Raw genomic sequence first — 21,987 nt, forward strand, 5'->3', positions numbered from 1 at the left:
CCAGTGGACGCGGCGGCGACCGGAAGGGCGAAGCCCCGGCCCGACGGGCGGGCGCAAACCGATAGCTTCCTGCCTTTTGGGTGGATGTGTGGTGCTTGGTCACGTCAAAAATAGCAAAACGCGACGTCCGTTGCAGATGACGTGACGATTTTGCCCTGTTGCCGCCTGAATTGAATCGCTATTCAAGCCCTCATGAACATTGGTGGAGTCGCGACGCGGCTTGCCGTTTTTTGTGAGGAGCTAGCGCAAAATGAAGGTACTCGTGCCTGTCAAACGCGTGATTGACTATAACGTTAAAGTTCGCGTCAAAGCGGATGGCAGCGGTGTCGATCTCGCCAATGTCAAAATGTCGATGAACCCGTTCGACGAAATTTCTGTCGAAGAGGCAATCCGTCTGAAAGAAGCCGGCAAGGCAGACGAAGTCGTCGTTGTTTCTATCGGCGTAAAACAAGCCCAGGAAACACTGCGCACTGCGCTGGCCATGGGCGCGGACCGTGCCATCCTGGTCATTGCTGCAGATGATGTCCATCAGGACATCGAACCCCTGGCCGTTGCCAAGATCCTGGCCAAAGTGGTCGAAGAAGAGCAGCCCGGTATCGTTCTGTGCGGCAAGCAGTCTATCGACAACGACATGAATGCAACTGGTCAGATGTTGTCAGCTCTTTTGGGCTGGTCACAAGGCACCTTTGCGTCCGACATCGACATCGACGGCGACAGCGCAAAGATCACTCGCGAAGTCGATGGTGGCATGCAAACCATCAGCGTCAAAATGCCGACAATCGTGACCGTGGACCTGCGCCTGAACGAGCCCCGTTACGCGTCGCTGCCTAACATCATGAAGGCGAAGAAAAAGCCGCTGGACGAGAAAACCGCCGCCGATTACGGCGTCGACGTCTCGCCGCGCCTGGAAGTCGTCAAAACCGAAGAACCACAGGCACGTGCCGCTGGCATCATCGTCGGCTCGGTAGACGAGCTTGTCGCGAAACTCAAAGAAGCGGGGGCTGTGTAATGGCTGTTCTTCTTCTCGCCGAAGTCAACAATGGTGAACTGGCGCTGGACGCAACCGCCAAAGCTGTAAACGCAGCAAAGGCACTGGGTGATGTAACCGTTCTGGCCGCAGGCGGTTCCGCTGCTGCTGCCGGTGAAGCTGCCGCCAAGATCACCGGCGTCTCAAAGGTTCTGGTCGCCGAGGACGAATCGCTGGGCCATCGCCTGGCAGAATCCACTGCTGCGCTGATCGTAGGTCTTGCTGATGGTTATGAGCACATCGTTGCCCCCGCCACCACCGATGCCAAGAACGTTATGCCGCGCGTTGCCGCGCTGCTGGACGTCATGGTCATCTCGGACGCGTCCGGTGTCGTCGACGGCTCGACCTTCGAACGCCCAATCTATGCGGGCAACGCGATCCAGACCGTCAAATCTGTGGACGCCAAAAAAGTCGTCACTTTCCGAACCGCAAGTTTTGATGCTGCGGGCGAAGATGGCTCGGCAGCAGTTGAGACCATCTCGGTCGGCGAGAACCCCGGTCTATCGTCCTGGGTCGAAGACAAGGTAGCCACAAGCGACCGCCCCGAGCTGACTTCGGCTGGCGTTGTTGTGTCGGGTGGCCGTGGTGTCGGTTCTGAAGAGGACTTTAAGCTGATCGAAGGTCTCGCTGACAAACTGGGGGCCGCAGTTGGCGCATCGCGCGCCGCAGTCGACTCGGGCTATGCTCCGAACGATTGGCAGGTGGGTCAGACCGGCAAGGTTGTTGCCCCGGATCTGTATGTCGCTGTCGGCATCTCGGGTGCGATTCAGCATCTGGCAGGTATGAAAGACTCGAAAATCATCGTGGCGATCAACAAAGACGAAGAAGCGCCGATCTTCCAGGTTGCCGATTACGGTCTGGTCGCCGACCTGTTCCAGGCCGTTCCGGAACTGACCGAGAAACTCGGCTGATCAACGGGCTAGACTTTTCCACGAAGAATCTTGCATTGGGCCCGCCATCGGCGGGCCCTTTTCATTGCAGGTTTCTGATCGGACCGACCAAGGCGTCAGCAATCGACCTGTGTGCCGCAGGACCTATCATATATTCCGCCATGGGCTGTTGCAGTGTTCCAAACAGCATATCTTCAAGCTCATCGGACTGCCCCGACACGCTGACCGTCACCTCAACGATCTCGGCGCTGAGAGGGCGCAGGGCCTCGATCATCTGTGGCGTGATCCGAATATCAGCACCGTGCTTGGGCTGATCACTTTCTGCCTCACGCAGGACCTGCAAATTCAACAAGACAACAGGCACTTCAAGCGCCTCAACAAGCCCCCCAATGCGGTCGATCCAATTCCGTCGCAGCTCTTCTGCGATTACCTCGAACCGCGCATCATTGCGGCCCTGCAACAAATTCATCAGGTGATGTACGAAATGGACATCGGCAAAGTCGATCTCGGGATAGAGAGATTTCAGATCCTCTGTCGGAGCCAGAAAACGGTCGTTGCGTCGGGGATGAACCCGGTAGAATCGATTGGACTGCCCCAATATGTCGCTAAGCTGCACCAAGCAGAGCTCTGCTTGGTTCAGTAAACCCCTCAACTCCGTGTCATCGCACAGCGCATCTACGCCGCAAAAAAGGCTTCCGAAATTCAGGCACCGTCTGTCCAACCTCTCTTCGAGAACTGCCGCGAATGGCTGCTCGACGAATCGCCCGAATGTTTCGGTCCCACCTGCGCAGGCCACAAATGACTTCTCCAGCGAACGCATTGGCCCACGAAACCACAATCGTGACTCACCGTATTGGCACACGTCATGCTCGAGTCGCCCCGAGCCAGCTTGATGATAGCTCATATCACTCACCCAATTTTCACCCGGATGCCATCTTGCAGCCGCAAGTCTTGAGAATCTCCTAATGTGCGCATTTGAAGCAAAGTCGAACGGTCTGATCCCCTTGCCGCCCGCCCCGATCTGCCGATAGTGTCATCCTACCCCGTGGCACAGAGGCATCAAAAAATGGATGTAAAATCAGTCGGAGTGATTGGCGCAGGCCAAATGGGCAATGGTATCGCCCACGTACTGGCTTTGGCGGAATATGACGTTCTGCTGAACGACGTTAGCCAGGACGCGCTGAACAGCGCCATGGCGACGATTGAAGGAAATATGGCGCGCCAGGCATCGCGCGGAAAAATTTCGGATGAGGAGATGCAATCCGCGCTGAAACGCATCACGACCACAATGGAGCTGCCACAGCTGGGCCAGACTGACCTGGTGATCGAGGCCGCAACCGAGCGTGAGACCGTCAAACAAGCCATTTTCGAAAGTTTGCTGCCACATCTGCAACCGCATACAATCCTGACGTCAAATACGTCATCTATTTCGATCACACGTTTGGCGAGCCGAACAGACCGGCCCGAACGCTTTATGGGTTTTCACTTCATGAACCCAGTTCCGGTGATGCAACTGGTTGAACTGATCCGGGGCATTGCTACGGATCAACCAACATTTGCTGCCTGTAAGGCCGTTGTAGACCGCCTTGGCAAAACCGCCGCCAGCGCCGAAGATTTCCCGGCTTTCATTGTCAACCGCATCCTGATGCCGATGATCAACGAGGCCGTATACACCCTGTATGAAGGCGTGGGGAATGTTCAGTCGATTGACCAATCGATGAAATTGGGCGCAAACCACCCGATGGGACCACTAGAACTGGCTGACTTTATCGGTCTGGACACCTGTTTGGCCATTATGAACGTGCTGCATGATGGATTGGCCGATACCAAATATCGCCCTTGTCCGCTGTTGACGAAATATGTCGAAGCGGGCTGGCTGGGACGTAAAACGCAGCGTGGTTTTTATGACTATCGGGGCGAGGCGCCAGTGCCGACCCGGTAAAGGCCACCGCCCGGAATTCATCCGGGCGCAGCCACGAGATTGTCCTGATCAGGTGAAATTGCAGGTCAGAGCTTGGTTGCCTGCCCAAGACCCAGCGTGTGCTTTCTGAGCCAAGCCATAAAGCCGCGCGGATCTCGCTCCAGCAGCTGCATATCCTCATCCGAGATCGGTTCTCCGATCACCGGGGATTGCGGTTTGTTGCAGGATCGAACGATCTCGTGCAGCAACAAACCCTGGCGCAGAATCGCAGAAAGTTTGTTGGCGATCTGGTAGGCACGCGAATTCCTGCCAGGGAAAAAGATCGGCAGGACCTGCGCGCCGGATCGACGGATCATTTTGGCCGTGAACACGTTCCACTCACGCTCGATCACCGGCCCGAACCAGTCATCCGAAGACATCACAACGCCTGAAGGGAACAAGGCCACAACGCCCCCGTTTTTCAGATGCTCCATCGCATTGCCGCGCATCTCAAGCATCTTGGCCTGTGCCTCGGGATCGTGCGGGAAGGGCACCGGAATCATGAACGACGTCGCCGCCTCGTCCAAACCTGTCAGAACCGAACGGGTCAAGATCCGATAGTCGCTGCGGACCCTGCCGATCAGCTCTGCCAGAATCATGCCGTCGACCATGCCATGGGGATGGTTGGCTACGACGACCACGGGCCCCGTTTTTGGAATACGCGCGATCTGTTCCTCTGGTGTGGTCAGGTCGATGCCCATTATATTAAGCGCACCTGCCCAGAACCGTTGGCCGCGGAATTGTTCATTCTGCTTCTCGAACTTGTTAACCATACCCAAAATGGTCAACTTACCCGTACACCATTCAATGGTGCGGATCGCTGTTGCAGTCCAAGGGTCGTCGAACGAGTTTGCGTAGGTCAGGGTCTTACGATCATAGATCTCGCCCTGGTCCTTGGTCCCATCCACCACCGGGCCTGTCTTGGTCTCGTGCGTTGTTTCCGCCAATTCCTGGTTATCCCGTTCTTCGTATCACGGCGGGTGCGGTCAGAAACCTTCTCCGAACTTGTCGTTCACCAGAGTCTCCAACGCATCAGCCAACGCCTCAGCATCCGGTCCGGACGTCTCGACGTCAATAGTCGTTCCACGAGACGCTGCCAACATCAAAAGACCCATAATGCTGTCGCCGGATGCGGAAAGCCCGTCTTTCGACACCTCGGCCTGAGCGTCGAACCCTTCTACCAACTCAACCAGCTTGGCCGAGGCGCGGGCATGCAGGCCCTTTTCATTGATAATTTTCAAGCTTCGGGTGGTCATTCTTTATCTGTCCGGTTCTCGTCAAACGTCACATTTTGCGCATTGATATACTTACGTCCAGCTTCCATTGCCTGCCGCACGGCTTCGCCAATCGGCAGGTGGCGGGATTTGGCCAGTTTTATCAACATGGGAAGATTTGCGCCGTAAAGGATACGGCGATCCTGCGGCGCGCAGGCACGCAGGCTGAGATTCGACGGGCTTCCGCCAAACAGATCAGTCACGACGACAACACCGTCACCAACATCAACACTGTCGGCGGCCGCACAGATTTCCGATTGCTTCGCTTCGCGATCATGATCGGCCTCGATCGAGATCGCGGCCAGGCCGGGCTGATTGCCGACCACATGCTGCATCGCGGCCAAATATTCTTTGGCCAGCCCACCATGTGCTACGAGTACGATCCCGATCAATCCGGCCTCACATTCAACGATCGTCTTTCCATTTCGCGATGCCTAATTGCCACTTGCTGCCCCCCCTCTGCAAGGGCCCTTGCAACCGCTTCGGCCATTGCAACCGATCTGTGTTGCCCTCCGGTACAGCCAAAGGCCACGGACAGGTAGGCTTTGCCCTCGGCCCGGTAAGCGGGCAACAACAAAGTCAGCAGGTCAACCACCCTTTCGAAGAAAGGCGCATAGTTCGCGTCGGTTTGAATATAGCTCGCCACATCCGAATTGCGACCATCTTCGGCCCGAAGCTCGGGACGCCAGTACGGGTTGGTGAGAAAACGGCAGTCAAAGACCATATCCAATCCGCGAGGCAAACCACGCTTATAGGAAAATGATTCGATGGTTACCGCCAGATGCCGCCCACCCTGAGGTGCAAACCAACGCTCTACCTCTTCGCGCAGTTGGTGAACATTCAGTGGCGTGGTGTCGATCAACGTATCTGCAAGTTCACGAATTGGGGCCAGCGACTCTTTTTCCTGGCGCACGCCGGTTTCAGGGCTGGCATCCGCAGACACCGGGTGACGTCTGCGGGTTTCCGAATACCGGCGCAGCAGGACTTCATCGCTGCAATCGAGATAAAGCGTGGTCAGGTCAACCTGTTCCATCCACCGAAGCTTAGCCAGCAATTCGATGACGCCAATCGTGGAAAAATCGCGGTTGCGCGCATCAATACCAAGCGCCATGGGACGGTCGGTTTTTGGCCCGTCTAATAGACGCAGCAAAAGACCCATGGGAAGGTTGTCGATGGCCTCGAACCCCAGATCCTCTAACACACGGATTGCGGTGGACCGGCCTGCGCCGGATGGGCCGGTGACAAGTACGATGCGTCTTTGGGTCGTCATTGATTGGGCCATTCCGGGTCTGCGCACCCGTTTTTCATCAGTAGCAAGAGCGCTGCTGGTAAATTGGAGACGCCAGCGCCCCGAAGCAAGGGAACAGTTTGCCTCAGGATAAGAATTGAACGGGGTTCTGGCAGGCGCTCGGGTTCTTCTTGCGCCATGTCCACCACAAAGCCAACCGGCACCGGCCCAACCGAGACTGCCCGCAACAGGCCAAGACCTCTTGCCTCGATCAGTCCACCGATATTTGGAGCCGCCTCTGCCAGGGCGAGATTGCCATCCATATACAACCGAACCCGATCGTCCGCGACCAGATCGGCCCCCAACGCCATCATCTGCAAAGACAGCGCTGACTTCCCGGTGCCCGAAGGCCCCACGATCAAAACAGCACGGTCTGCTATCGCGACGCAAGAGGCGTGAACGATGGCAGTATCTTTGTGTTCAACAGAGGAGAGTGCGGACGTGCTCACCGCGTCAAACCGGCAGGCCCACGACGAATCGCGCGCCCTGAGGGTCTGAAGTTATGTCCGCTTCGGTCGGGCGGATATTCTCGGCCCAAATCACCCCGCCATGCGCCTCGACAATCTGTTTCGAGATCGCCAGACCCAACCCCGAGTTATTGCCGAAATGCTCAACGGGACGTTGGGAATAGAACCGTTTGAACACTTTGGTCAGGGCCTGCTCGGGGATGCCTGGGCCGGTGTCTTCAACAACAACCAGAACCCGATCCTCGCGCCGGCGTACCCACACACGTATGGCATCGCTTTCTTCGCAGAAGGAAATCGCATTGGTGATCAGGTTTACGAACACCTGCGCCAATCGCGCCTCAAGCCCGGTCACGGTGATTGGTTCGGGCGGCAGATCAGTGATGTAATCGATTCCCTTGGCGCGCGCATCCTCGCCCAGATACTGACCGAGGTTTCCGATCAGGTTCAACAAATCAAATGGCTGTTCTTCCTCCTTGACCAGTTCGGCGTCCAGGCGCGAGGCGTTCGAAATGTCGCTGACCAGACGATCCAGCCGACGGACATCATGTTCGATCACCCCCAACAGCTTGTCGCGCTGGTCGTCTCTTTTAACCATGCGCAACGTGCCCACAGCAGATTGAAGGCTGGCTAGGGGGTTTTTGATCTCATGCGCCACATCTGCCGCGAATTGTTCGTTTGCATCAATCCGGTTGTACAGCGCTGTAACCATGCCGCGCAAAGCTCGGCTGAGTCGTCCGATTTCGTCCGGTCGCGCGCTCAGATCGGGGATGCGGATGCGGCCCGGGTTGACCCCCGCACCGCGGTCTTTGCCCATCTCGGCGGCGGATGCCAGATCGGCCAGCGGGTTGGCGATGGTCGATGCAAGGACAAGGCTCAAGCCAACGGAAACCAAAAGCGCCACGACGAACATGCGCAGGATCCGCTCTTGATCACGGCGGGCCAATGCGTCGATTTCTCCGGCGGGACCGGCCATGGCAACTGCGCCAACGGGCTTTCCATCCAGTTGGATCGGGGCCGCAGCAACGATAACCGTTTCGCCTGCGTCATCCTGAACCGCCTGAACCTGAATATGCCCGGTCAGCGCCTGTGGAATGATGGCCTGAACGCGTTGGGCCAAGGTTGGCGCTTCGCTGGTTTCATCTTGCTTGAACACTTTGGACAGCCCGGTCCAAACCGCGTTCAAGGCATCACTGATCAGTGTGCTTCCAGTCTGCGCATCAGCTTCTGAGCGCAGCATGACCGGCATCTCTGAGACCGCAGGCGCGCCGCGCGTCCAACCAATCAGCGTCCCACGAGCATCGTAAACAAAGACTTCACCGCCGACCGGCAGGCTGAGACCAGCCAACGTATCTTTGACATCCAGGATGGCCGCGTCGCGGGTAATGCCAGTCACATTCTGTCGCAGTTGGGTTTCAAATACGTTACTGACCAACTGCGCATCCCCAACTAGGTTCCGGGCGGTCTGCTGCACCTGTTCTTCTCGCGAATTATCCAGATATAGCAATCCGGTGACCAGAATCACCAATGCAATCATGTTGAATGTGATGATCTTGCGCGCCAGAGGCGAGCCCCGCAGGGAAAACAGATTGCGGCGGCCGCGTGTGGCCCTGAGTTCGGCGGAATCGTCGCTCTGGGGGATGACCCAGTCATCCCCCAGAACGACGTCACCGTCGCGTAACTCGTTTTCTTGCTCAGTATCGCGCACGAGACCCAGTAACCCCTTAACTTAGGCCACGCTTATTCTTCGTTGTACCGATACCCAATACCATACAACGTTTCGATGGCCGAAAACTCCGGATCAGCAGCGCGCATCTTTTTGCGCAGACGCTTGATGTGGCTGTCGATCGTGCGGTCATCTACATAGACCTGATCGTCATAGGCAACATCCATCAGCTGATCGCGGCTTTTGACAAATCCCGGACGCTGCGCCAAGGCCTGCAGCAGCAGGAACTCGGTCACTGTCAAAGAGACATCCGATCCCTTCCAGCTCACCGCGTGGCGCAAGGGGTCCATCCGCAATTCGCCCCGTTCCATCACCTTGGCGTCGCCTGTGTTGGCAGCCACGGGATCACCCGAGGTCGCTTCCTGACGGCGCAGCAAGGCCCGTATCCGTTCTACCAGCAACCGTTGCGAAAAGGGCTTTTTGACATAATCATCAGCACCCATACGCAAACCCAGAACTTCGTCGATCTCGTCATCTTTCGAAGTCAGAAAGATCACCGGCATCTGGGTCTTCTGCCGCAGTCGCTGCAGCAAATCCATGCCATCCATACGCGGCATCTTGATATCCAGCACTGCCATATCGGGCAGCTTCTTGTTAAACGCATCCAGAGCAGCCTGCCCGTCGTTATACGTTTCTACCTCGAAACCCTCGGCTTCGAGCGTCATGGATACGGACGTCAGAATGTTCCTGTCGTCATCCACCAGTGCAATCTTTGACATCGGGTTAACCCCTATTCCTGCTCTCATACGAAACAATTCGCTTATTTGTAGAGCATTTTTGTCGTTTTTATGGCCGCGAATCAATCACCATCTACGAATCGTGCGATTGTTGTCACACACATGCGGCAAAAAAGCCGTTAATGGTCTTCGAAAAGTGTCTGTATTTCCGGCAGAAAAAACATGGTGGCGCTAAACCTGAACTTGGTTGCGCTAACTGCGCCAAACCGTCCTGTTCACGCCCTAAACGACCATGATAAGACCCGCCCAATCGCCGGTTTTCCCGGTACACTGCCCCAAGAGCGCACCTTGGCCAATCTGCCGCCGCGCCGCCACAGGAGAAGACACACATGACATCTGGACGGGTGAACCCGCAATTCCGCCTCGAAGATCAGGGCATCGAGGGTCTGGGCAATGTCTATTACAACTTCATGGAACCGGCACTGATTGAAGAAGCTCTCAAGCGGGGTGAAGGTACACTTGGCAATGGCGGAGCTTTTCTTGTCAGTACCGGCAAGTTCACTGGCCGTTCTCCCAAGGACAAGCATGTTGTCCGCACCGACAGTGTCGCCGATTCGATCTGGTGGGAAAACAACGCCGAGATGAGCCCCGAGGGTTTCGAAACGCTTTATGCCGATATGATCGAGCACATGAAGGGTCGTGACTATTTTGTGCAGGATCTGGTCGGTGGCGCCGACCCCGCTTATTCGATCAACGTGCGCATGGTCACCGAACTGGCATGGCATAATCTGTTCATCCGTCACTTGCTGCGCCGCCCGGATCGTGAAGACCTGGATGAGTTCATCGCGGATTTCACAATCATCAACTGTCCCAGCTTCCAGGCTGATCCGGCCAAGCACAACTGCCGTAGCGAGACAGTGATCGCACTGAACTTCGACCGCAAATTGATTCTGATCGGCGGCACAGAATATGCCGGTGAAAACAAGAAATCCGTCTTCACCCTGCTGAATTACATGCTGCCCGAAAAAGGCGTGATGCCGATGCATTGCTCGGCGAACCACGCGGTCGGCAATCCCGTTGATACCGCAGTCTTCTTTGGCCTCTCGGGAACTGGCAAGACCACCCTGTCCGCTGATCCGGCCCGCACCTTGATTGGCGATGACGAACATGGATGGTCAGACCGTGGCACTTTCAACTTCGAGGGCGGGTGCTATGCCAAGACGATCAACCTGAACGCCGAGGCCGAACCCGAGATCTATGCAACCACCAGCAAATTCGGCACCGTGATCGAGAATATGGTTTTCGATCCCGAGACCAAGGAGCTGGATTTCGAAGATGACTCGCTGACCGCAAACATGCGTTGCGCCTATCCGCTCGAGTATATCTCCAATGCCTCGAAAAGCGCGTTGGGCGGGCATCCGAAGAACATCATCATGCTGACTTGTGACGCGTTTGGTGTTCTGCCCCCGATTGCGCGGCTGACCCCCGCTCAGGCGATGTACCACTTCCTGTCGGGCTTCACCTCGAAGGTTGCTGGCACAGAGCGCGGCGTGACCGAGCCCCAACCCACATTCTCGACATGCTTTGGCGCGCCGTTCATGCCGCGTCGCCCAGAAGTCTATGGCAACCTGCTGCGCGACAAGATCGCCCAGCACGGCGCGACCTGCTGGCTGGTGAATACCGGCTGGACTGGCGGCGCCTATGGCGTTGGCAGCCGGATGCCGATCCGTGCGACCCGCGGTTTGCTGACTGCCGCTCTGGATGGATCGCTTCGGGATGCGGAATTTCGCAAGGATGCGAATTTTGGCTTTGATGTGCCGGTTTCCGTCCCTGGTGTCGCCGAAGTTCTGCTGGATCCGCGTCGCACCTGGGACGACCAGGCCGCCTTCGATAAACAGGCTGAGAAGCTGGTTCAGATGTTTGCTGAAAACTTTGAGCAGTATCTGCCTTTCATCGACGAAGACATCAAAGCCGTAGCAATCGGTTAATGTTGCAAAAGGGGGGGCAAACCTCTCCCCTTTTTTTCGGACAGCACATCTGTTGGCAATCGTCCTTATACGTCTAACGTAAGGTGTCCTTACAAATTCGTTGCCCGATTTGCCGGTTTAAGCTATCCAATGATGTCATTAAGACAAATTCGCCCGACGCAATCGCGCCGGGCGTTGTTTAAAAATACCTTGGGTAACTCAGCCGCGCACTCACATTCGCGAATTGAGAAACCTAATCAGATAGCAAGTGTATGCCAATGGGGATGAGTGTCAATATGAGACTTTCTGAACATTCAGATTTCAGTTCGTCTCATACCGCTGCTTTGTCGCAGCGCGTGACATGGGAAACGACAGGTAACGAAATGACTGAAATCTTGAAACTGACCGAACTGCGCAAACTGATGCAAAGCATGGAGCGCACGCTGGGGCTGGAACAACTCTCACCGGTAGAGCGCGATATCTATTACGCCGCCGAAGAACTGTCCAAAGCTGACCAGGAAGTTCGGACATTTGGGTTGATTGAACACACGCTTGTGCAAAGCGTCTCGCGCCCGACCTTTTTTCGTGCTCTGAAGTCGCTGGTGCAGAAGGGGTATTTGTCACAAAGCGGTAGCGCGAACCGTGGACGGTATGTTGTGCATGCGCCTAAGTAATAAAGCGTTTGATCTGCGCATTGCTGGCTGACCGCCGTGCGCAGATGGGCCTCTGAAACGTTCTTTGCCTCACTGGCCTACGTAATTGCCTCGTTCCTTACGTTCGAGGTTCTGATGCCACTGCAGAACGTATTCTTCCCCGAATATCCCAGCAAGGCCAGCCTGCTGTTTCTCCCGCATGGTGTGCGTGTGCTCTCTGCTTGGTTGTTGGGGTGGCGGGCGATTTTTGCGCTCTTGCCCGGTGTCTTTCTTGTCTTTGCCTTTCTCGGCGGAAGCGACGTCTTCCTGCCCAACCGTCTGGCCGCCATAGCAATCGCCGTCACAACCGTTCCTGCTGTATTTTACCTATGCAAATGGGTCGGCTTCGATCTGTTTCCCCACCCGGACCGCAAACCATGCTGGTCCTGCGTGATGGGGGTCGGGATCGTCACGTCAGTATTGGTGTCCGTACTGACCAACCTGGCTTTTGGCAGCGGTGGGCTGGAATATATCGCCTTCCTGATCGGCGATATCTCGGGCCTGTTCTTTCTGATGCTGGGGCTCTATTTCACGCTGCGCGCGATAGATCGGCGTGCCTAGCCCATCAGCCCGCGTCGCAACAGGTTCAGCCCTGCGATAAGCAGCACGAACAGGGTGATCTTGCGAAACAGCGCCTGATCTATGCGCGCCTGCAGTTGCAACCCCACCCACATGCCCGCCAGCCCCGGCAGCACCAGAGCAGCCGAGAACGGAGCGGTTTCGGCGCGGAAAATCCCGGAGCCCATATGCGCGAACAGCAACGCCAGCGCCCCCAAACCATAGATGACCCCCTGCACACGCATCTGCACCGCTTTCGGGGTGTTTAAGGCGGTCAGATAAGCCACGGTTGGTGGTCCCCAAATTCCAGACATCCCCCCGACAAAGCCTGCAACCGCAGCGATCATGCCCTCTATTCGGGCAGATGGGCTGGCCAATTTCAGACGCAGCCCCAATACCTGGATCAATGCAAAGACTGTCACCGGGATGCCAATCATCAACAAAAAAGTTGATGCTGGCACTGCGCTGACCAACTGAGCACCAATCAGCAGAAACACCAACCCGACAACCAGAAATACACGGAATTGACGGATCGAGGACACGGCGGCCGGAACACCCCCGCGCAATGCCTGCACCCCATTTGTCACCAGGGTTGGCAGGATAAGCCCCGCGATCGCCATATCCGGCGAAAGGAACATGCTCAGCCCCGAGATCAGAACCATTGGCATGGCGAACCCGACCATGCCTTTGACCCAACCGGCAATGAAGGCAACCCCACAGGCCAGCAGCAGTTCTTGGGCAGAGAGTATAGAAAACAACGTCATGTCCCCCTGATATCACTCCTGACAGGTGCTGCACTGCAAAAATGATCAAGCAACTTTAGAACTTTTTAGTCGCATAATTCGTATTTTTGTTGCGCTGCACGTGCAGCATGATATGACCAGACGACTTTAGGAGAGAGCTGATTCATGGCCCATGACGGACAGGATATGACCCAGATGATTGCATCCGCGATTTTGCCCGAGCTTCTGACGCTAACACGTGCGGCTCTGCCGGCTGTGGACACCGTATTCGAACGCGCCCGCGAGTCGGTCCGCGCGATGGTGACAGAAGATGGTCGCGTGTCCGGCGCTCTGATCGAGGCCAATCAGACCGCCGCTCATGGGTTGGCATGGCTGGCGACATACAACCAGTCGCTGCAGCAAATGCAACGCTGGGCCGATGCTTTGGAGGCAGAAGGCAAATTCGGCGAGATCGAGCAGCTGCTGCACCAAATCGCCTTTGGTGAATACCTGCATCAGGTCGCGGGCGGCATCCCAATGAACCAGGGTGAGATTTTGCGTCTTCAGGACATGGGTCTGGGCTGGGACGCGCTGTCCGGTTTCCAATGCGCTGAAGTTCAGACACTGATGGCACAGGCCAATTCACAGGCTGCACGCAGTCGCTTGGTTGAACTGATGGAAGAACAGGCCGGTGCCACGATGTTCGGAACGTCGGGCCTGGACGAAGAACTGGAAATGATCCGCGACCAGTTCCGCCGCTATGCCCAGGAAAAGGTCGAACCAAACGCCCATGATTGGCACCTAAAGGATGAACTGATCCCGATGGAGATCATCGAGGAACTTGCCGAGATGGGTGTATTTGGCCTGACCATCCCCGAAGAGTTCGGAGGGTTTGGCCTTTCCAAGGCCTCGATGTGCGTGGTGTCCGAAGAATTGTCGCGCGGCTATATCGGCGTCGGATCGCTGGGCACCCGGTCCGAGATCGCGGCCGAGTTGATCATTGCCGGTGGAACGGATGAGCAAAAAGCGCAGTGGCTGCCCAAGATCGCCAGCGCCGAGATACTGCCGACAGCAGTTTTCACTGAACCCAACACAGGCTCTGATCTGGGCAGCTTGCGCGCCCGAGCAGTCAAGAATGCCGAAGGTGATTACGAGATCACCGGCAACAAGACCTGGATCACCCATGCGGCCCGGACCCATGTGATGACTTTGCTGGCGCGCACCAACTCTGACACTTCCGATCATCGCGGCCTGTCGATGTTCCTGGCGGAAAAGACGCCCGGCACGGACGACAACCCCTTCCCCACCCCAGGCATGACCGGTGGCGAGATCGAAGTTCTGGGTTATCGCGGGATGAAAGAATACGAGTTGGGCTTCGATGGGTTCAAGGTCAAGGGTGAGAACCTACTGGGCGGCGAAGAAGGCAAAGGCTTTAAGCAGCTCATGGAAACCTTCGAATCCGCCCGCATCCAGACCGCAGCCCGCGCCATCGGTGTGGCCCAAAGCGCACTGGACATCGCCATGCAATATGCGCAGGACCGCAAACAGTTCGGCAAGTCGCTGATCAACTTCCCCCGCGTGTCCGGCAAGCTGGCGATGATGGCGGTCGAGATCATGATCGCACGACAGCTGACCTATTTCTCGGCTTGGGAAAAAGACAACAGTCATCGCTGCGATCTTGAGGCCGGGATGGCCAAGCTGCTGGGCGCCCGCGTGGCCTGGGCTGCTGCCGATAACGGCCTGCAGATCCACGGCGGCAACGGCTTTGCACTGGAATACAAGATCAGTCGCGTGCTGTGTGACGCACGTATTCTCAATATTTTTGAAGGGGCTGCCGAAATTCAGGCACAGGTGATCGCGCGGCGTTTGCTGAGCTAACCTGTAACGGCAACCCTGTTTCCCCGACTTGACCCGGCGCGCGCGCCGGGTCTTTTTTTGCCCAAACTACTGCAGCCCTCAATTCCTCAAAATCCTGCCCTTACCTTCCCTGCTGTCTGCGTTCAGCCATGACCAGCCACCGCAGAAACTTCCCCCTATCGCAGCGCCGATATTCCCGGTAGATCAGCGTGCGATCACGAACCAGCGGCGAACCACATGACCCGATCCATTCTTGCCCTTCTGGCCACGCTTGCGGCCTTGGCCCTTGCTGGCTGTGCCACCACCTCTCAGCCGACAGCAACGCAGAACGACATAGACGAACTGGCGTTGGCCATCCGTTCCATGGGTCCCGCGGTTGATCCGGCCGAGGCACAGAAGGCGGCCAACATTGCCTATACCTATTCGCAGCGTCTGGCCCGAGAATGGCAGGTCACCGACCCGGCCATCATCCACAACGCCAAGGTCATTAACGGATTTCGTGAGCGCGGCCTGTGCAACGACTGGGCCGAAGCGATGACCAGCCGTTTAAGGGCCGAAAACTTCCGCACCCTGGAAATGCACTGGGCTACATCACCGCCAACGCCGCTGAGGATCATCCACCATGCCGCAGTGATCAGCGCAAAGGGCGACACGATGTTCGAAGGCATCATCCTTGACCCATGGCGCAACAGTGGCGCGCTGACATGGGCGCCAACGCGCGAAGATACGCGATACAACTGGCGTACCCGGATGGAGGTGCGCACCGCTTTGCTAAACGGAGAGCAACCCTACTGAGGTCAGGACGGGGTCTTACACTGGCTGATCCGTTCCGCCACCACGGGCAGCATCCGCGCAGCCACCAGCTTTGACCCTTCGGGCGTCAGATGCGTGTAATCGACATACAGCACCTTGTCTTTGTGGAGGGGACCGCCGATCTCGGCAATATCGGTGAAAGGCACATTGGCCTCTTCAAACAAAGCAGGGAAATCGACCCGCGCGCGATGCATCAGATCTTCGCGTCCCGGCTTGTACCAATCCCGCGTGAGCTGGGCGATTTCGCGGTCGGTCTCGCTTAGGACATTGGTGTCCTCATAGACGACCTCAGGCTGCAAAAAGACGTGATAGCAAAACCCGTGGTAGTCGCCGAATGTTTCGATCAGCTTGTAATTGCGCAAAAATCCGACCTTTGCAGTCTGCGCAAGCTCTGCTGAAAAGTCTCTTTGCAAGGCGGTAACATCCCCATACGTGATATTTTTGGGGATTTCATAGCGGTCGAACAAGCCTTGCGTAAATTTCGAAGCCAGTTTGAAGGTATAGGAATACTGCGCCGGGTACCGCAGGAACGCATAGGCTGAAAAGAAGGGTTTGCGATCATTCAAGGCGTCAATCATGCGTGCGGACGAGTAAGCATAACTTTGGACCGGATTATCGACCCCAACATTGTAAAAATCATTGTGGCCATCCAGAAACACAATCATGTCCGGGCTGTACTCATATAGCGTCTCGTACAGGTACAACACATGTTGAAAACTGTGATACGCAACAACTCCGGCGTTGATCACTTCAATCGTCACACCAGGCATCTGATCGCCCAACCGCTCGCGCAGGTCCTGCTGCAGGAAATACGCAACCGTTTCCTGATTGGCGAGCGTTGGGTGGTCAGGATAAATACTGCCCTGCGATCCGATGGCATAAGCAGTTGAGCCACCCATCAGAAAAATGCGGAACGTGTCGTCGGGTTTTGGCTGTTCAATCAGCGTATCGTGGCGGAACCCTTGATCGGAATGGATACGCTGTCCGCCAGTATCAAATCCTCGCTGATAGTCTGGGTTCAGTTTGTGACCACGGATCGAAGAGTATAGATGTCGCTCTGCCGTATTGCCCAGCGTGTTGTCATACACATAAACCACGGTGAAATACGAAAGCAGTTCAACCAGCAGGAAGAGAAAGAGGGCATAGATCAAAATCATAAAAAACTTGGTTACAGGTCGCATCCGCCCCATGCCAACATCATCATTTCCGCTCACTACGAAGCTCCAATTCTATCAGGTCAAAATCAAATAAACCTGGCGTATATACCGGTGTAAAAATTCCACCTAACTGCCCAAATCTTAGGAAAGGCCCGTTATTCGCTTTCAATATGTCCAAGATGTTTTGCAAGTCAACGGTCACCATTGTATCCGATCCTTTACCTAGTCGGTTCAAAACAATGCGTCCAAGCCCAGGAAACTGTTCTTCGCTGATTTCAGGAATTCTGCCATGTTGCGTTACATAATGCTGCTTTCCCTTTCCGGATTACTCCAATGTCAGAAGGATGAAACCGTTGCAGCCTATGGTGCTGCCGACCGGGAATGGGCCCTGCAAGAGATCAACGGTCAGCCCTACAATGCCAGTGCCCTATTGCGATTTCCGGAAGAAGGCAAAGTAGCGGGCAACGCCCCCTGCAACAGCTACACGGGCAGGCTTAACGCGCCCTATCCATGGTTTGAGCTGACCGGCCTGACAGCAACCCGTGCCGCCTGTGCCGGGCTTGAGGCAGAAGGGATCTATTTCGCCGCCCTGCTTGCCATGACCCAATCAGAAGTATCAGGGAACCTGCTGATATTGCGCAATGAGGACGGGCAGGAAATGGTGTTCAAAGCTGCCGATTGATCTGATCAATAAACCGCGCCCGTGCGCCGGGCAGAGGGTTGTTCCCCAACGACGGAGCAACACGGTTCTCTAGAAAATGTCCGGTGGTCAGCAATCCTTGCACCACTTCGGTATCCGGCGCGTCGCCCACGCCACGCAGGCAAGGTGGCAAGGGAAGCAACCTATCCACCCAGTCCCCTGCCCCATCAGCGCTTACCGCACGACCTGTTTTCGGAGAAACATAATCCAAACCTTCTGTTACACCCGTCACGGCACAGCGTGTCAGGTCAAGGCCAAACCCCAGCTCTTCCAGCAGCGACAATTCCCACCGCAGATAGGCAAGCACCCAAATTTCGTCCTGACCCAGCAGATCCATCAACTGTTCGGTTTGTTTATAGATGCGCGGATGCGCTTCGCGCTCAGGCAAACAGAACGAGAGCAGGGCCACCACCGTATTCAATCCAGCCAGCGCAAGCCTACCCGAAAACGCCGCCGCCGCCCGCGACCGCAGGGGCTCGACCTGAAAAGTGCCGATATGCTCTTCGAGCCGTGCGCGCCAAAGCACATCTAATTGCGCCCCGGGCTGCAGGATCGGCGCAATCTTGCGGCTGGTTCCACCACGTACGACGCCGGCATGACGACCGTGGCCTTCGGTAAAGACCTCGATAATTGCCGCCGTTTCGCCATGGCGGCGTGAGGTCAGAAGTATGCCGTGGTCGCGCCAGTCCAAAGCGTGTCCAATCTTGTGGGGTCAGTCCTGCCCGAGCAAAAGAACGCAAAGCCGGGACCACTGCAAGAGAGACAGGGAAATCGACGACCTATTGAGTCAGAACGTGACCCCCGCGTGGATCAGGATGCCCAGGACCATAAGAAGGTTCAGCACCATAGAAATGCCGTTGCCAACATAGATGGGCAACTTCTTGACGATCAGACCGTAGATGAACCAAAGCAAAGACAACGCCGCATAGAGCGACCATGTTAACAGCGATTGGCCCGACGCATGTTGAGAGTGGGTAAAGAAGAGCTTCACAAGCTGTGGAAGCGTGGCAAATGGGCCTAAAATGCCGACAAATACCATGAAGCCCTCGAAGTGCTTCATCACAAGACCAAGGTTTGACTTTATGAACTTCTGACCAATTGTTTCAGCCAACGTAAGACCTCTATCCTTGTCATAGGCTGCAATGACCCGTTTCCGCACCATCCGTTAAATACGCGTACAAATAGCGAAAATGGACCGTCTTACCAAGACCTATGCCATAACTTTGGCAGAGGCCTGCACCGCGTCTGTGCTAGTACCGCTAATCCAGACCGTCCTCACCCAGCAAATGGCGCCCCTGCCGGTCTTCGACCTCTATCACCCAGAGGTCAGGGTCAAAGCTGCGCTGGCGTTGGATCGCCTCGTCCACATCGACCTCGGGACCAGAGGAGAGTTCAACCCACTTGCGCTCACCGCTCATCAGATCAAAGCTGCGCTGAAAGGCTGTGGCCTGACCGTCCAACGTGTTGAGCTTGATCAAAACCGCGCCGGCTGTGTCGTCACCATGGGCCACAACAAAGGCCGGTATTTCCTGAAATCGCAACCGTGCCAGATAGGCGTGAACCCAGAAGTCTGCCGTCAGTCGCGTCATGCGTTTCCGTCTTTGAATTCCAGACCCATTTCCGAATAGCGCTCAGATTCCTCCAGCCAGTTTGGCCGGACTTTGACCTGCAGGAACAGGTGGATCTTGCGATCAAGGAACTCTTCCAGCTCGGCACGGGCCGCCTGGCTGACGGCCTTGATGGTCTCGCCCTTTTTGCCCAGAACGATACCTTTATGTCCGTCGCGCATGACATAGATTATCTGGTCGATCTTTGCCGACCCGTCCTTGCGCTCTTCCCAGTTCTCGGTCTCGACGGTCAGCTGATAGGGCAGTTCCTGATGCAGCCGCAGGGTCAGCTTTTCGCGTGTCATTTCAGCCGCGATCATACGCAACGGCAGATCAGCGATCTGGTCTTCCGGATATAGCCACGGGCTCTCGGGCAATTCGCCCGCCAACCATTTTCGCAGATCGTCAACGCCATGGCCCTTCTCGGCCGAGATCATGAATGTCTCGGCGAAAGAATAGCGGGAGTTGAGGTCGCTGGTCAGGGCCAGCAGAACTTCGGACTGCACCCTGTCGATCTTGTTGATGGCCAGCGCGACGGTGCGGCCCTGCCCGATCTCGTTCAGACCTTCAAGGATGCGCTCTACGCCCTCGGTGATGCCACGATGCGCTTCGACCATCAGGACAACCACATCGGCATCCGCGGCCCCGCCCCATGCGGCGGCCACCATTGCCCGATCCAGACGGCGACGCGGTTTGAAAAGGCCCGGCGTGTCCACAAAGACCAGCTGTGCATCACCTTCCATCGCCACGCCCCGGATGCGGGCGCGGGTCGTCTGAACCTTATGTGTCACGATCGAGACCTTGGCCCCGACCATGCGATTCAGAAGGGTGGATTTGCCTGCGTTGGGCTCTCCGATCAGTGCGATAAATCCGGCGCGTGTCGTCATCTGGGGTTTGATCCTGTTTGCAGATGGGCCTCCCTATCGCAGAAAGAGGCAGCGGACCAGAGCGATTTGCAGCTTTGGCACATGCGTTCAGGATGGCATTGGGTGGGGTATGGTGGGCGACCCATCACCGGATAGGATCCGTGTTCGACCGATAGGCATTTCCGGCCAGCCCTCAGGAGACAGACTGTTTTTACCCGGTAGACTAATTCTGCAAACGGTCCAGCAACGACTTGGCGGCCGCCTGTTCGGCCTGACGCTTTGACCCTGCTGTTGCCTGCTCTTCCGCCCCGTCCTGAAGACGCGCAGCGATGGTGAAGACCGGCGCATGGTCCGGGCCAGAGCGTCTGACTTCGACATAGCTGGGCGGTTTCTGGCCCCGTGCCTGCGCCCATTCCTGAAGCGCCGTTTTGGCGTCACGGGCGTCGGCCTCGACATCGTGGATGCGATCACCCCAGAGCTTTAGGATAACGGCGCTGGCGACCTCGAACCCGGCGTCGCGATAAACCGCAGCAATGACTGCCTCCATCGCGTCGCCAAGCAAAGCTTGTTTGCGCCGCCCTCCGGACAGCATTTCAGATCGGCCCAGTTTCAGTACAGCACCCAAATCAATCTGCAGCGCCACATCTGCACAGGCCTCTTTGCGCACAAGCGCATTGAACCGGGGTGCAAGCTGACCTTCGCTCGCTTTTTTGTCCGCCTCCAGCAAGGCCGTCGCCATCACCAGACCCAGCACCCGATCACCCAGAAATTCGAGCCGCTGGTTGTCCGGGCGTGTGGCGGACGAAACCGATCCATGGGTCAGCGAACGCACCAGCAGCTCGGGGTTGGCAAATTCATGCCCCAGACGTTTTTGAAACGCCTTTATTTCGGCGGAAAGCTTCAATTCACAGCCTTAAAGAAGCGGTCTCCGCGCCAGGTCCAGAAGAACAGCATCGACCGGCCAGCGGATGAGAACATGATACGATCTGCACGACCAATCAGGTTTTCATAGGGTACATATCCGACACCCCCGGCCGATTGCGGCAGGCGGCTGTCGCTGGAATTGTCGCGGTTATCGCCCATAAAGAAGTATTCGCCTTCGGGCACTGTATAGACGCCGGTATTGTCCGACCCCTGATTACCGATATTGAGCACATCATAGGACACCCCGTTGGGCAGGGTTTCGATCATGCGGGATTTCTCACACACGCCACCACGGCCAACCGGGCCGTTTTCACAGCGCGGGCGCAACCCTTGCGGACCTTGCGGCGCCGCGACCTCGGTGAAGACGCCATCGGGTTGCTGCGGAACCGGAGTACCGTTCAGGATGATCTGGCCCTCGATGATCTGGATACGATCGCCGGGCAGGCCAATCAGGCGTTTGATATAATCGCGGCCCGTTACCGGATGACGGAATACGATCACATCCCCGCGCTCGGGATCGCCGGCCCAAATACGGGTGTTGTCATCACTTTGCATCCAGCCACAAACATCCTCGGCGTCGATATTGAGGCCGACGCTGGGGATGATCAGACTGGGGCAAGAGGCATAGGAATATCCATAGGCCATTTTGTTGACGAACAGGAAATCCCCGATCAATAAGGTCTGTTTCATTGACCCTGACGGAATCCAGAACGGCTGAAAGAACAGGGTACGGAAAACGCCCGCGATCAACAGCGCATAGACGATGGTTTTGATCGTCTCCCACACGGGATTTCCGGTTTTGACGTCCTCGGCCATAC

At 56.5% G+C, this 21,987-nt stretch carries 25 protein-coding genes; 9 read left to right on the plus strand and 16 right to left on the minus strand.

Annotated features, from left to right (window positions below; translation table 11 throughout):
- Nucleotides 1-250 precede the first annotated feature (250 nt).
- Both AC2FHW_RS11800 and AC2FHW_RS11805 read left to right on the plus strand, forming a co-directional pair.
- A complete protein-coding gene (locus tag AC2FHW_RS11800; RefSeq protein ID WP_271951297.1) occupies nt 251-1,009 on the plus strand; it encodes an electron transfer flavoprotein subunit beta/FixA family protein in 759 nt (252 codons plus the stop codon).
- Nucleotides 1,009-1,938, plus strand: coding sequence for an electron transfer flavoprotein subunit alpha/FixB family protein (locus AC2FHW_RS11805; protein WP_142639283.1), 930 nt, complete (start codon nt 1,009-1,011; stop codon nt 1,936-1,938). The genes AC2FHW_RS11800 and AC2FHW_RS11805 overlap by 1 nt, the downstream gene beginning before the upstream one ends.
- A 61-nt stretch (nt 1,939-1,999) precedes the next feature.
- Here the strand turns inward: AC2FHW_RS11805 and AC2FHW_RS11810 are convergent, their stop codons facing one another.
- A complete protein-coding gene (locus tag AC2FHW_RS11810) occupies nt 2,000-2,821 on the minus strand; it encodes a DUF6473 family protein (protein ID WP_496821959.1) in 822 nt (273 codons plus the stop codon).
- 162 nt (nt 2,822-2,983) lie between these two features.
- On the opposite strand from AC2FHW_RS11810, the gene AC2FHW_RS11815 reads away from it, so the two are divergent.
- The gene (locus AC2FHW_RS11815; protein ID WP_142639281.1) at nt 2,984-3,859 is read left to right on the plus strand and encodes a 3-hydroxybutyryl-CoA dehydrogenase; all 876 of its coding nucleotides are present in this window, start codon (nt 2,984-2,986) and stop codon (nt 3,857-3,859) included.
- 65 nt (nt 3,860-3,924) lie between these two features.
- Here the strand turns inward: AC2FHW_RS11815 and AC2FHW_RS11820 are convergent, their stop codons facing one another.
- Genes AC2FHW_RS11820 through AC2FHW_RS11850 form a run of 7 tightly spaced genes read right to left on the minus strand, consistent with a single transcriptional unit; the run spans nt 3,925 to nt 9,348 of the window.
- Nucleotides 3,925-4,824, minus strand: a complete 900-nt coding sequence (locus AC2FHW_RS11820; RefSeq protein WP_271951305.1) for a lysophospholipid acyltransferase family protein — start codon at nt 4,822-4,824, stop codon at nt 3,925-3,927.
- 39 nt (nt 4,825-4,863) lie between these two features.
- Complete coding sequence (locus AC2FHW_RS11825; RefSeq protein WP_142639277.1) at nt 4,864-5,133, minus strand: HPr family phosphocarrier protein; 270 nt, start codon at nt 5,131-5,133, stop codon at nt 4,864-4,866.
- A complete protein-coding gene (locus AC2FHW_RS11830) occupies nt 5,130-5,543 on the minus strand; it encodes a PTS sugar transporter subunit IIA (RefSeq protein WP_142639275.1) in 414 nt (137 codons plus the stop codon). Before AC2FHW_RS11830 ends, AC2FHW_RS11825 begins: the two co-directional genes overlap by 4 nt.
- Nucleotides 5,540-6,433 (minus strand): RNase adapter RapZ, encoded by an 894-nt coding sequence (gene rapZ / locus AC2FHW_RS11835; protein WP_246097304.1) that lies wholly within the window; start codon nt 6,431-6,433, stop codon nt 5,540-5,542. The genes AC2FHW_RS11830 and rapZ overlap by 4 nt, the downstream gene beginning before the upstream one ends.
- Nucleotides 6,418-6,888, minus strand: a complete 471-nt coding sequence (locus tag AC2FHW_RS11840) for an HPr kinase/phosphorylase (protein ID WP_142639273.1) — start codon at nt 6,886-6,888, stop codon at nt 6,418-6,420. The genes rapZ and AC2FHW_RS11840 overlap by 16 nt, the downstream gene beginning before the upstream one ends.
- Nucleotides 6,889-6,892: 4 nt before the next feature.
- On the minus strand, nt 6,893-8,611 hold the full coding sequence (locus tag AC2FHW_RS11845) for a sensor histidine kinase (protein WP_281973490.1): 1,719 nt from the start codon (nt 8,609-8,611) through the stop codon (nt 6,893-6,895).
- A gap of 32 nt (nt 8,612-8,643) precedes the next feature.
- On the minus strand, nt 8,644-9,348 hold the full coding sequence (locus tag AC2FHW_RS11850) for a response regulator transcription factor (protein ID WP_142639269.1): 705 nt from the start codon (nt 9,346-9,348) through the stop codon (nt 8,644-8,646).
- A gap of 347 nt (nt 9,349-9,695) precedes the next feature.
- On the opposite strand from AC2FHW_RS11850, the gene AC2FHW_RS11855 reads away from it, so the two are divergent.
- The 3 genes from AC2FHW_RS11855 (at nt 9,696) to AC2FHW_RS11865 (ending at nt 12,526) form a co-directional block, all read left to right on the plus strand.
- Nucleotides 9,696-11,294, plus strand: a complete 1,599-nt coding sequence (locus AC2FHW_RS11855; RefSeq protein WP_142639267.1) for a phosphoenolpyruvate carboxykinase — start codon at nt 9,696-9,698, stop codon at nt 11,292-11,294.
- A 275-nt stretch (nt 11,295-11,569) separates the two neighbouring features.
- Nucleotides 11,570-11,947: a hypothetical protein gene (locus AC2FHW_RS11860; protein WP_246097302.1), complete on the plus strand. Its 378-nt coding sequence runs from the start codon at nt 11,570-11,572 to the stop codon at nt 11,945-11,947.
- 36 nt (nt 11,948-11,983) lie between these two features.
- Nucleotides 11,984-12,526: a hypothetical protein gene (locus AC2FHW_RS11865; protein WP_271951321.1), complete on the plus strand. Its 543-nt coding sequence runs from the start codon at nt 11,984-11,986 to the stop codon at nt 12,524-12,526.
- Here the strand turns inward: AC2FHW_RS11865 and AC2FHW_RS11870 are convergent.
- Entirely contained in the window at nt 12,523-13,287 is a 765-nt protein-coding gene (locus AC2FHW_RS11870; protein ID WP_271951324.1) for a sulfite exporter TauE/SafE family protein, read from the minus strand. The two genes, AC2FHW_RS11865 and AC2FHW_RS11870, sit on opposite strands and share 4 nt — an antisense overlap.
- 144 nt (nt 13,288-13,431) lie before the next feature.
- Between AC2FHW_RS11870 and AC2FHW_RS11875 the strand changes: the two genes are divergently transcribed.
- Both AC2FHW_RS11875 and AC2FHW_RS11880 read left to right on the plus strand, forming a co-directional pair.
- Nucleotides 13,432-15,123, plus strand: coding sequence for an acyl-CoA dehydrogenase family protein (locus AC2FHW_RS11875; RefSeq protein ID WP_496821961.1), 1,692 nt, complete (start codon nt 13,432-13,434; stop codon nt 15,121-15,123).
- A 216-nt stretch (nt 15,124-15,339) separates the two neighbouring features.
- Complete coding sequence (locus AC2FHW_RS11880) at nt 15,340-15,897, plus strand: hypothetical protein (RefSeq protein ID WP_496821963.1); 558 nt, start codon at nt 15,340-15,342, stop codon at nt 15,895-15,897.
- A gap of 2 nt (nt 15,898-15,899) precedes the next feature.
- On the opposite strand, the gene AC2FHW_RS11885 is transcribed toward AC2FHW_RS11880, so the two are convergent.
- On the minus strand, nt 15,900-17,129 hold the full coding sequence (locus tag AC2FHW_RS11885) for an SGNH/GDSL hydrolase family protein (RefSeq protein WP_496678791.1): 1,230 nt from the start codon (nt 17,127-17,129) through the stop codon (nt 15,900-15,902).
- A gap of 232 nt (nt 17,130-17,361) precedes the next feature.
- Here AC2FHW_RS11885 and AC2FHW_RS11890 point away from each other — a divergent pair, with 232 nt between their 5' ends.
- Nucleotides 17,362-17,754: an META domain-containing protein gene (locus AC2FHW_RS11890; RefSeq protein ID WP_496678789.1), complete on the plus strand. Its 393-nt coding sequence runs from the start codon at nt 17,362-17,364 to the stop codon at nt 17,752-17,754.
- Here the strand turns inward: AC2FHW_RS11890 and recO are convergent.
- The 6 genes from recO to lepB form a co-directional block, all read right to left on the minus strand.
- Entirely contained in the window at nt 17,738-18,463 is a 726-nt protein-coding gene (gene recO / locus AC2FHW_RS11895; RefSeq protein ID WP_496678787.1) for a DNA repair protein RecO, read from the minus strand. The genes AC2FHW_RS11890 and recO overlap by 17 nt on opposite strands.
- 96 nt (nt 18,464-18,559) lie before the next feature.
- Nucleotides 18,560-18,883 (minus strand): SemiSWEET transporter, encoded by a 324-nt coding sequence (locus AC2FHW_RS11900; RefSeq protein WP_271951337.1) that lies wholly within the window; start codon nt 18,881-18,883, stop codon nt 18,560-18,562.
- A gap of 148 nt (nt 18,884-19,031) precedes the next feature.
- On the minus strand, nt 19,032-19,361 hold the full coding sequence (locus AC2FHW_RS11905) for a DUF1491 family protein (RefSeq protein WP_142639253.1): 330 nt from the start codon (nt 19,359-19,361) through the stop codon (nt 19,032-19,034).
- Nucleotides 19,358-20,266, minus strand: coding sequence for a GTPase Era (gene era, locus AC2FHW_RS11910; protein WP_496690318.1), 909 nt, complete (start codon nt 20,264-20,266; stop codon nt 19,358-19,360). The genes AC2FHW_RS11905 and era overlap by 4 nt, the downstream gene beginning before the upstream one ends.
- Before the next feature lie 202 nt (nt 20,267-20,468).
- Entirely contained in the window at nt 20,469-21,149 is a 681-nt protein-coding gene (gene rnc / locus AC2FHW_RS11915) for a ribonuclease III (protein ID WP_271951343.1), read from the minus strand.
- Nucleotides 21,146-21,985 carry a signal peptidase I gene (gene lepB / locus AC2FHW_RS11920; protein ID WP_271951346.1) on the minus strand — a complete coding sequence of 280 codons (840 nt, stop codon included), beginning with the start codon at nt 21,983-21,985 and terminating at the stop codon, nt 21,146-21,148. Before lepB ends, rnc begins: the two co-directional genes overlap by 4 nt.
- Between the last annotated feature and the right edge of the window lie 2 nt (nt 21,986-21,987).

The organism is Ruegeria sp. YTSA108, assembly GCF_059610185.1.

What these genes read in the sequence shown, in the direction of transcription:
- rapZ (WP_246097304.1), bottom strand. Translation starts at nt 6,433, where the DNA reads ATGGCCCAATCAATGACGACCCAAAGACGCATCGTACTTGTCACCGGC.
- AC2FHW_RS11875 (WP_496821961.1), top strand. Translation starts at nt 13,432, where the DNA reads ATGGCCCATGACGGACAGGATATGACCCAGATGATTGCATCCGCGATT.
- AC2FHW_RS11880 (WP_496821963.1), top strand. Translation starts at nt 15,340, where the DNA reads ATGACCCGATCCATTCTTGCCCTTCTGGCCACGCTTGCGGCCTTGGCC.
- AC2FHW_RS11860 (WP_246097302.1), top strand. Translation starts at nt 11,570, where the DNA reads ATGAGACTTTCTGAACATTCAGATTTCAGTTCGTCTCATACCGCTGCT.
- AC2FHW_RS11850 (WP_142639269.1), bottom strand. Translation starts at nt 9,348, where the DNA reads ATGTCAAAGATTGCACTGGTGGATGACGACAGGAACATTCTGACGTCC.
- AC2FHW_RS11825 (WP_142639277.1), bottom strand. Translation starts at nt 5,133, where the DNA reads ATGACCACCCGAAGCTTGAAAATTATCAATGAAAAGGGCCTGCATGCC.
- era (WP_496690318.1), bottom strand. Translation starts at nt 20,266, where the DNA reads ATGACGACACGCGCCGGATTTATCGCACTGATCGGAGAGCCCAACGCA.
- AC2FHW_RS11890 (WP_496678789.1), top strand. Translation starts at nt 17,362, where the DNA reads ATGTTGCGTTACATAATGCTGCTTTCCCTTTCCGGATTACTCCAATGT.
- AC2FHW_RS11815 (WP_142639281.1), top strand. Translation starts at nt 2,984, where the DNA reads ATGGATGTAAAATCAGTCGGAGTGATTGGCGCAGGCCAAATGGGCAAT.
- lepB (WP_271951346.1), bottom strand. Translation starts at nt 21,985, where the DNA reads ATGGCCGAGGACGTCAAAACCGGAAATCCCGTGTGGGAGACGATCAAA.
- AC2FHW_RS11810 (WP_496821959.1), bottom strand. Translation starts at nt 2,821, where the DNA reads ATGAGCTATCATCAAGCTGGCTCGGGGCGACTCGAGCATGACGTGTGC.
- AC2FHW_RS11805 (WP_142639283.1), top strand. Translation starts at nt 1,009, where the DNA reads ATGGCTGTTCTTCTTCTCGCCGAAGTCAACAATGGTGAACTGGCGCTG.
- AC2FHW_RS11800 (WP_271951297.1), top strand. Translation starts at nt 251, where the DNA reads ATGAAGGTACTCGTGCCTGTCAAACGCGTGATTGACTATAACGTTAAA.
- AC2FHW_RS11870 (WP_271951324.1), bottom strand. Translation starts at nt 13,287, where the DNA reads ATGACGTTGTTTTCTATACTCTCTGCCCAAGAACTGCTGCTGGCCTGT.
- AC2FHW_RS11905 (WP_142639253.1), bottom strand. Translation starts at nt 19,361, where the DNA reads ATGACGCGACTGACGGCAGACTTCTGGGTTCACGCCTATCTGGCACGG.
- AC2FHW_RS11855 (WP_142639267.1), top strand. Translation starts at nt 9,696, where the DNA reads ATGACATCTGGACGGGTGAACCCGCAATTCCGCCTCGAAGATCAGGGC.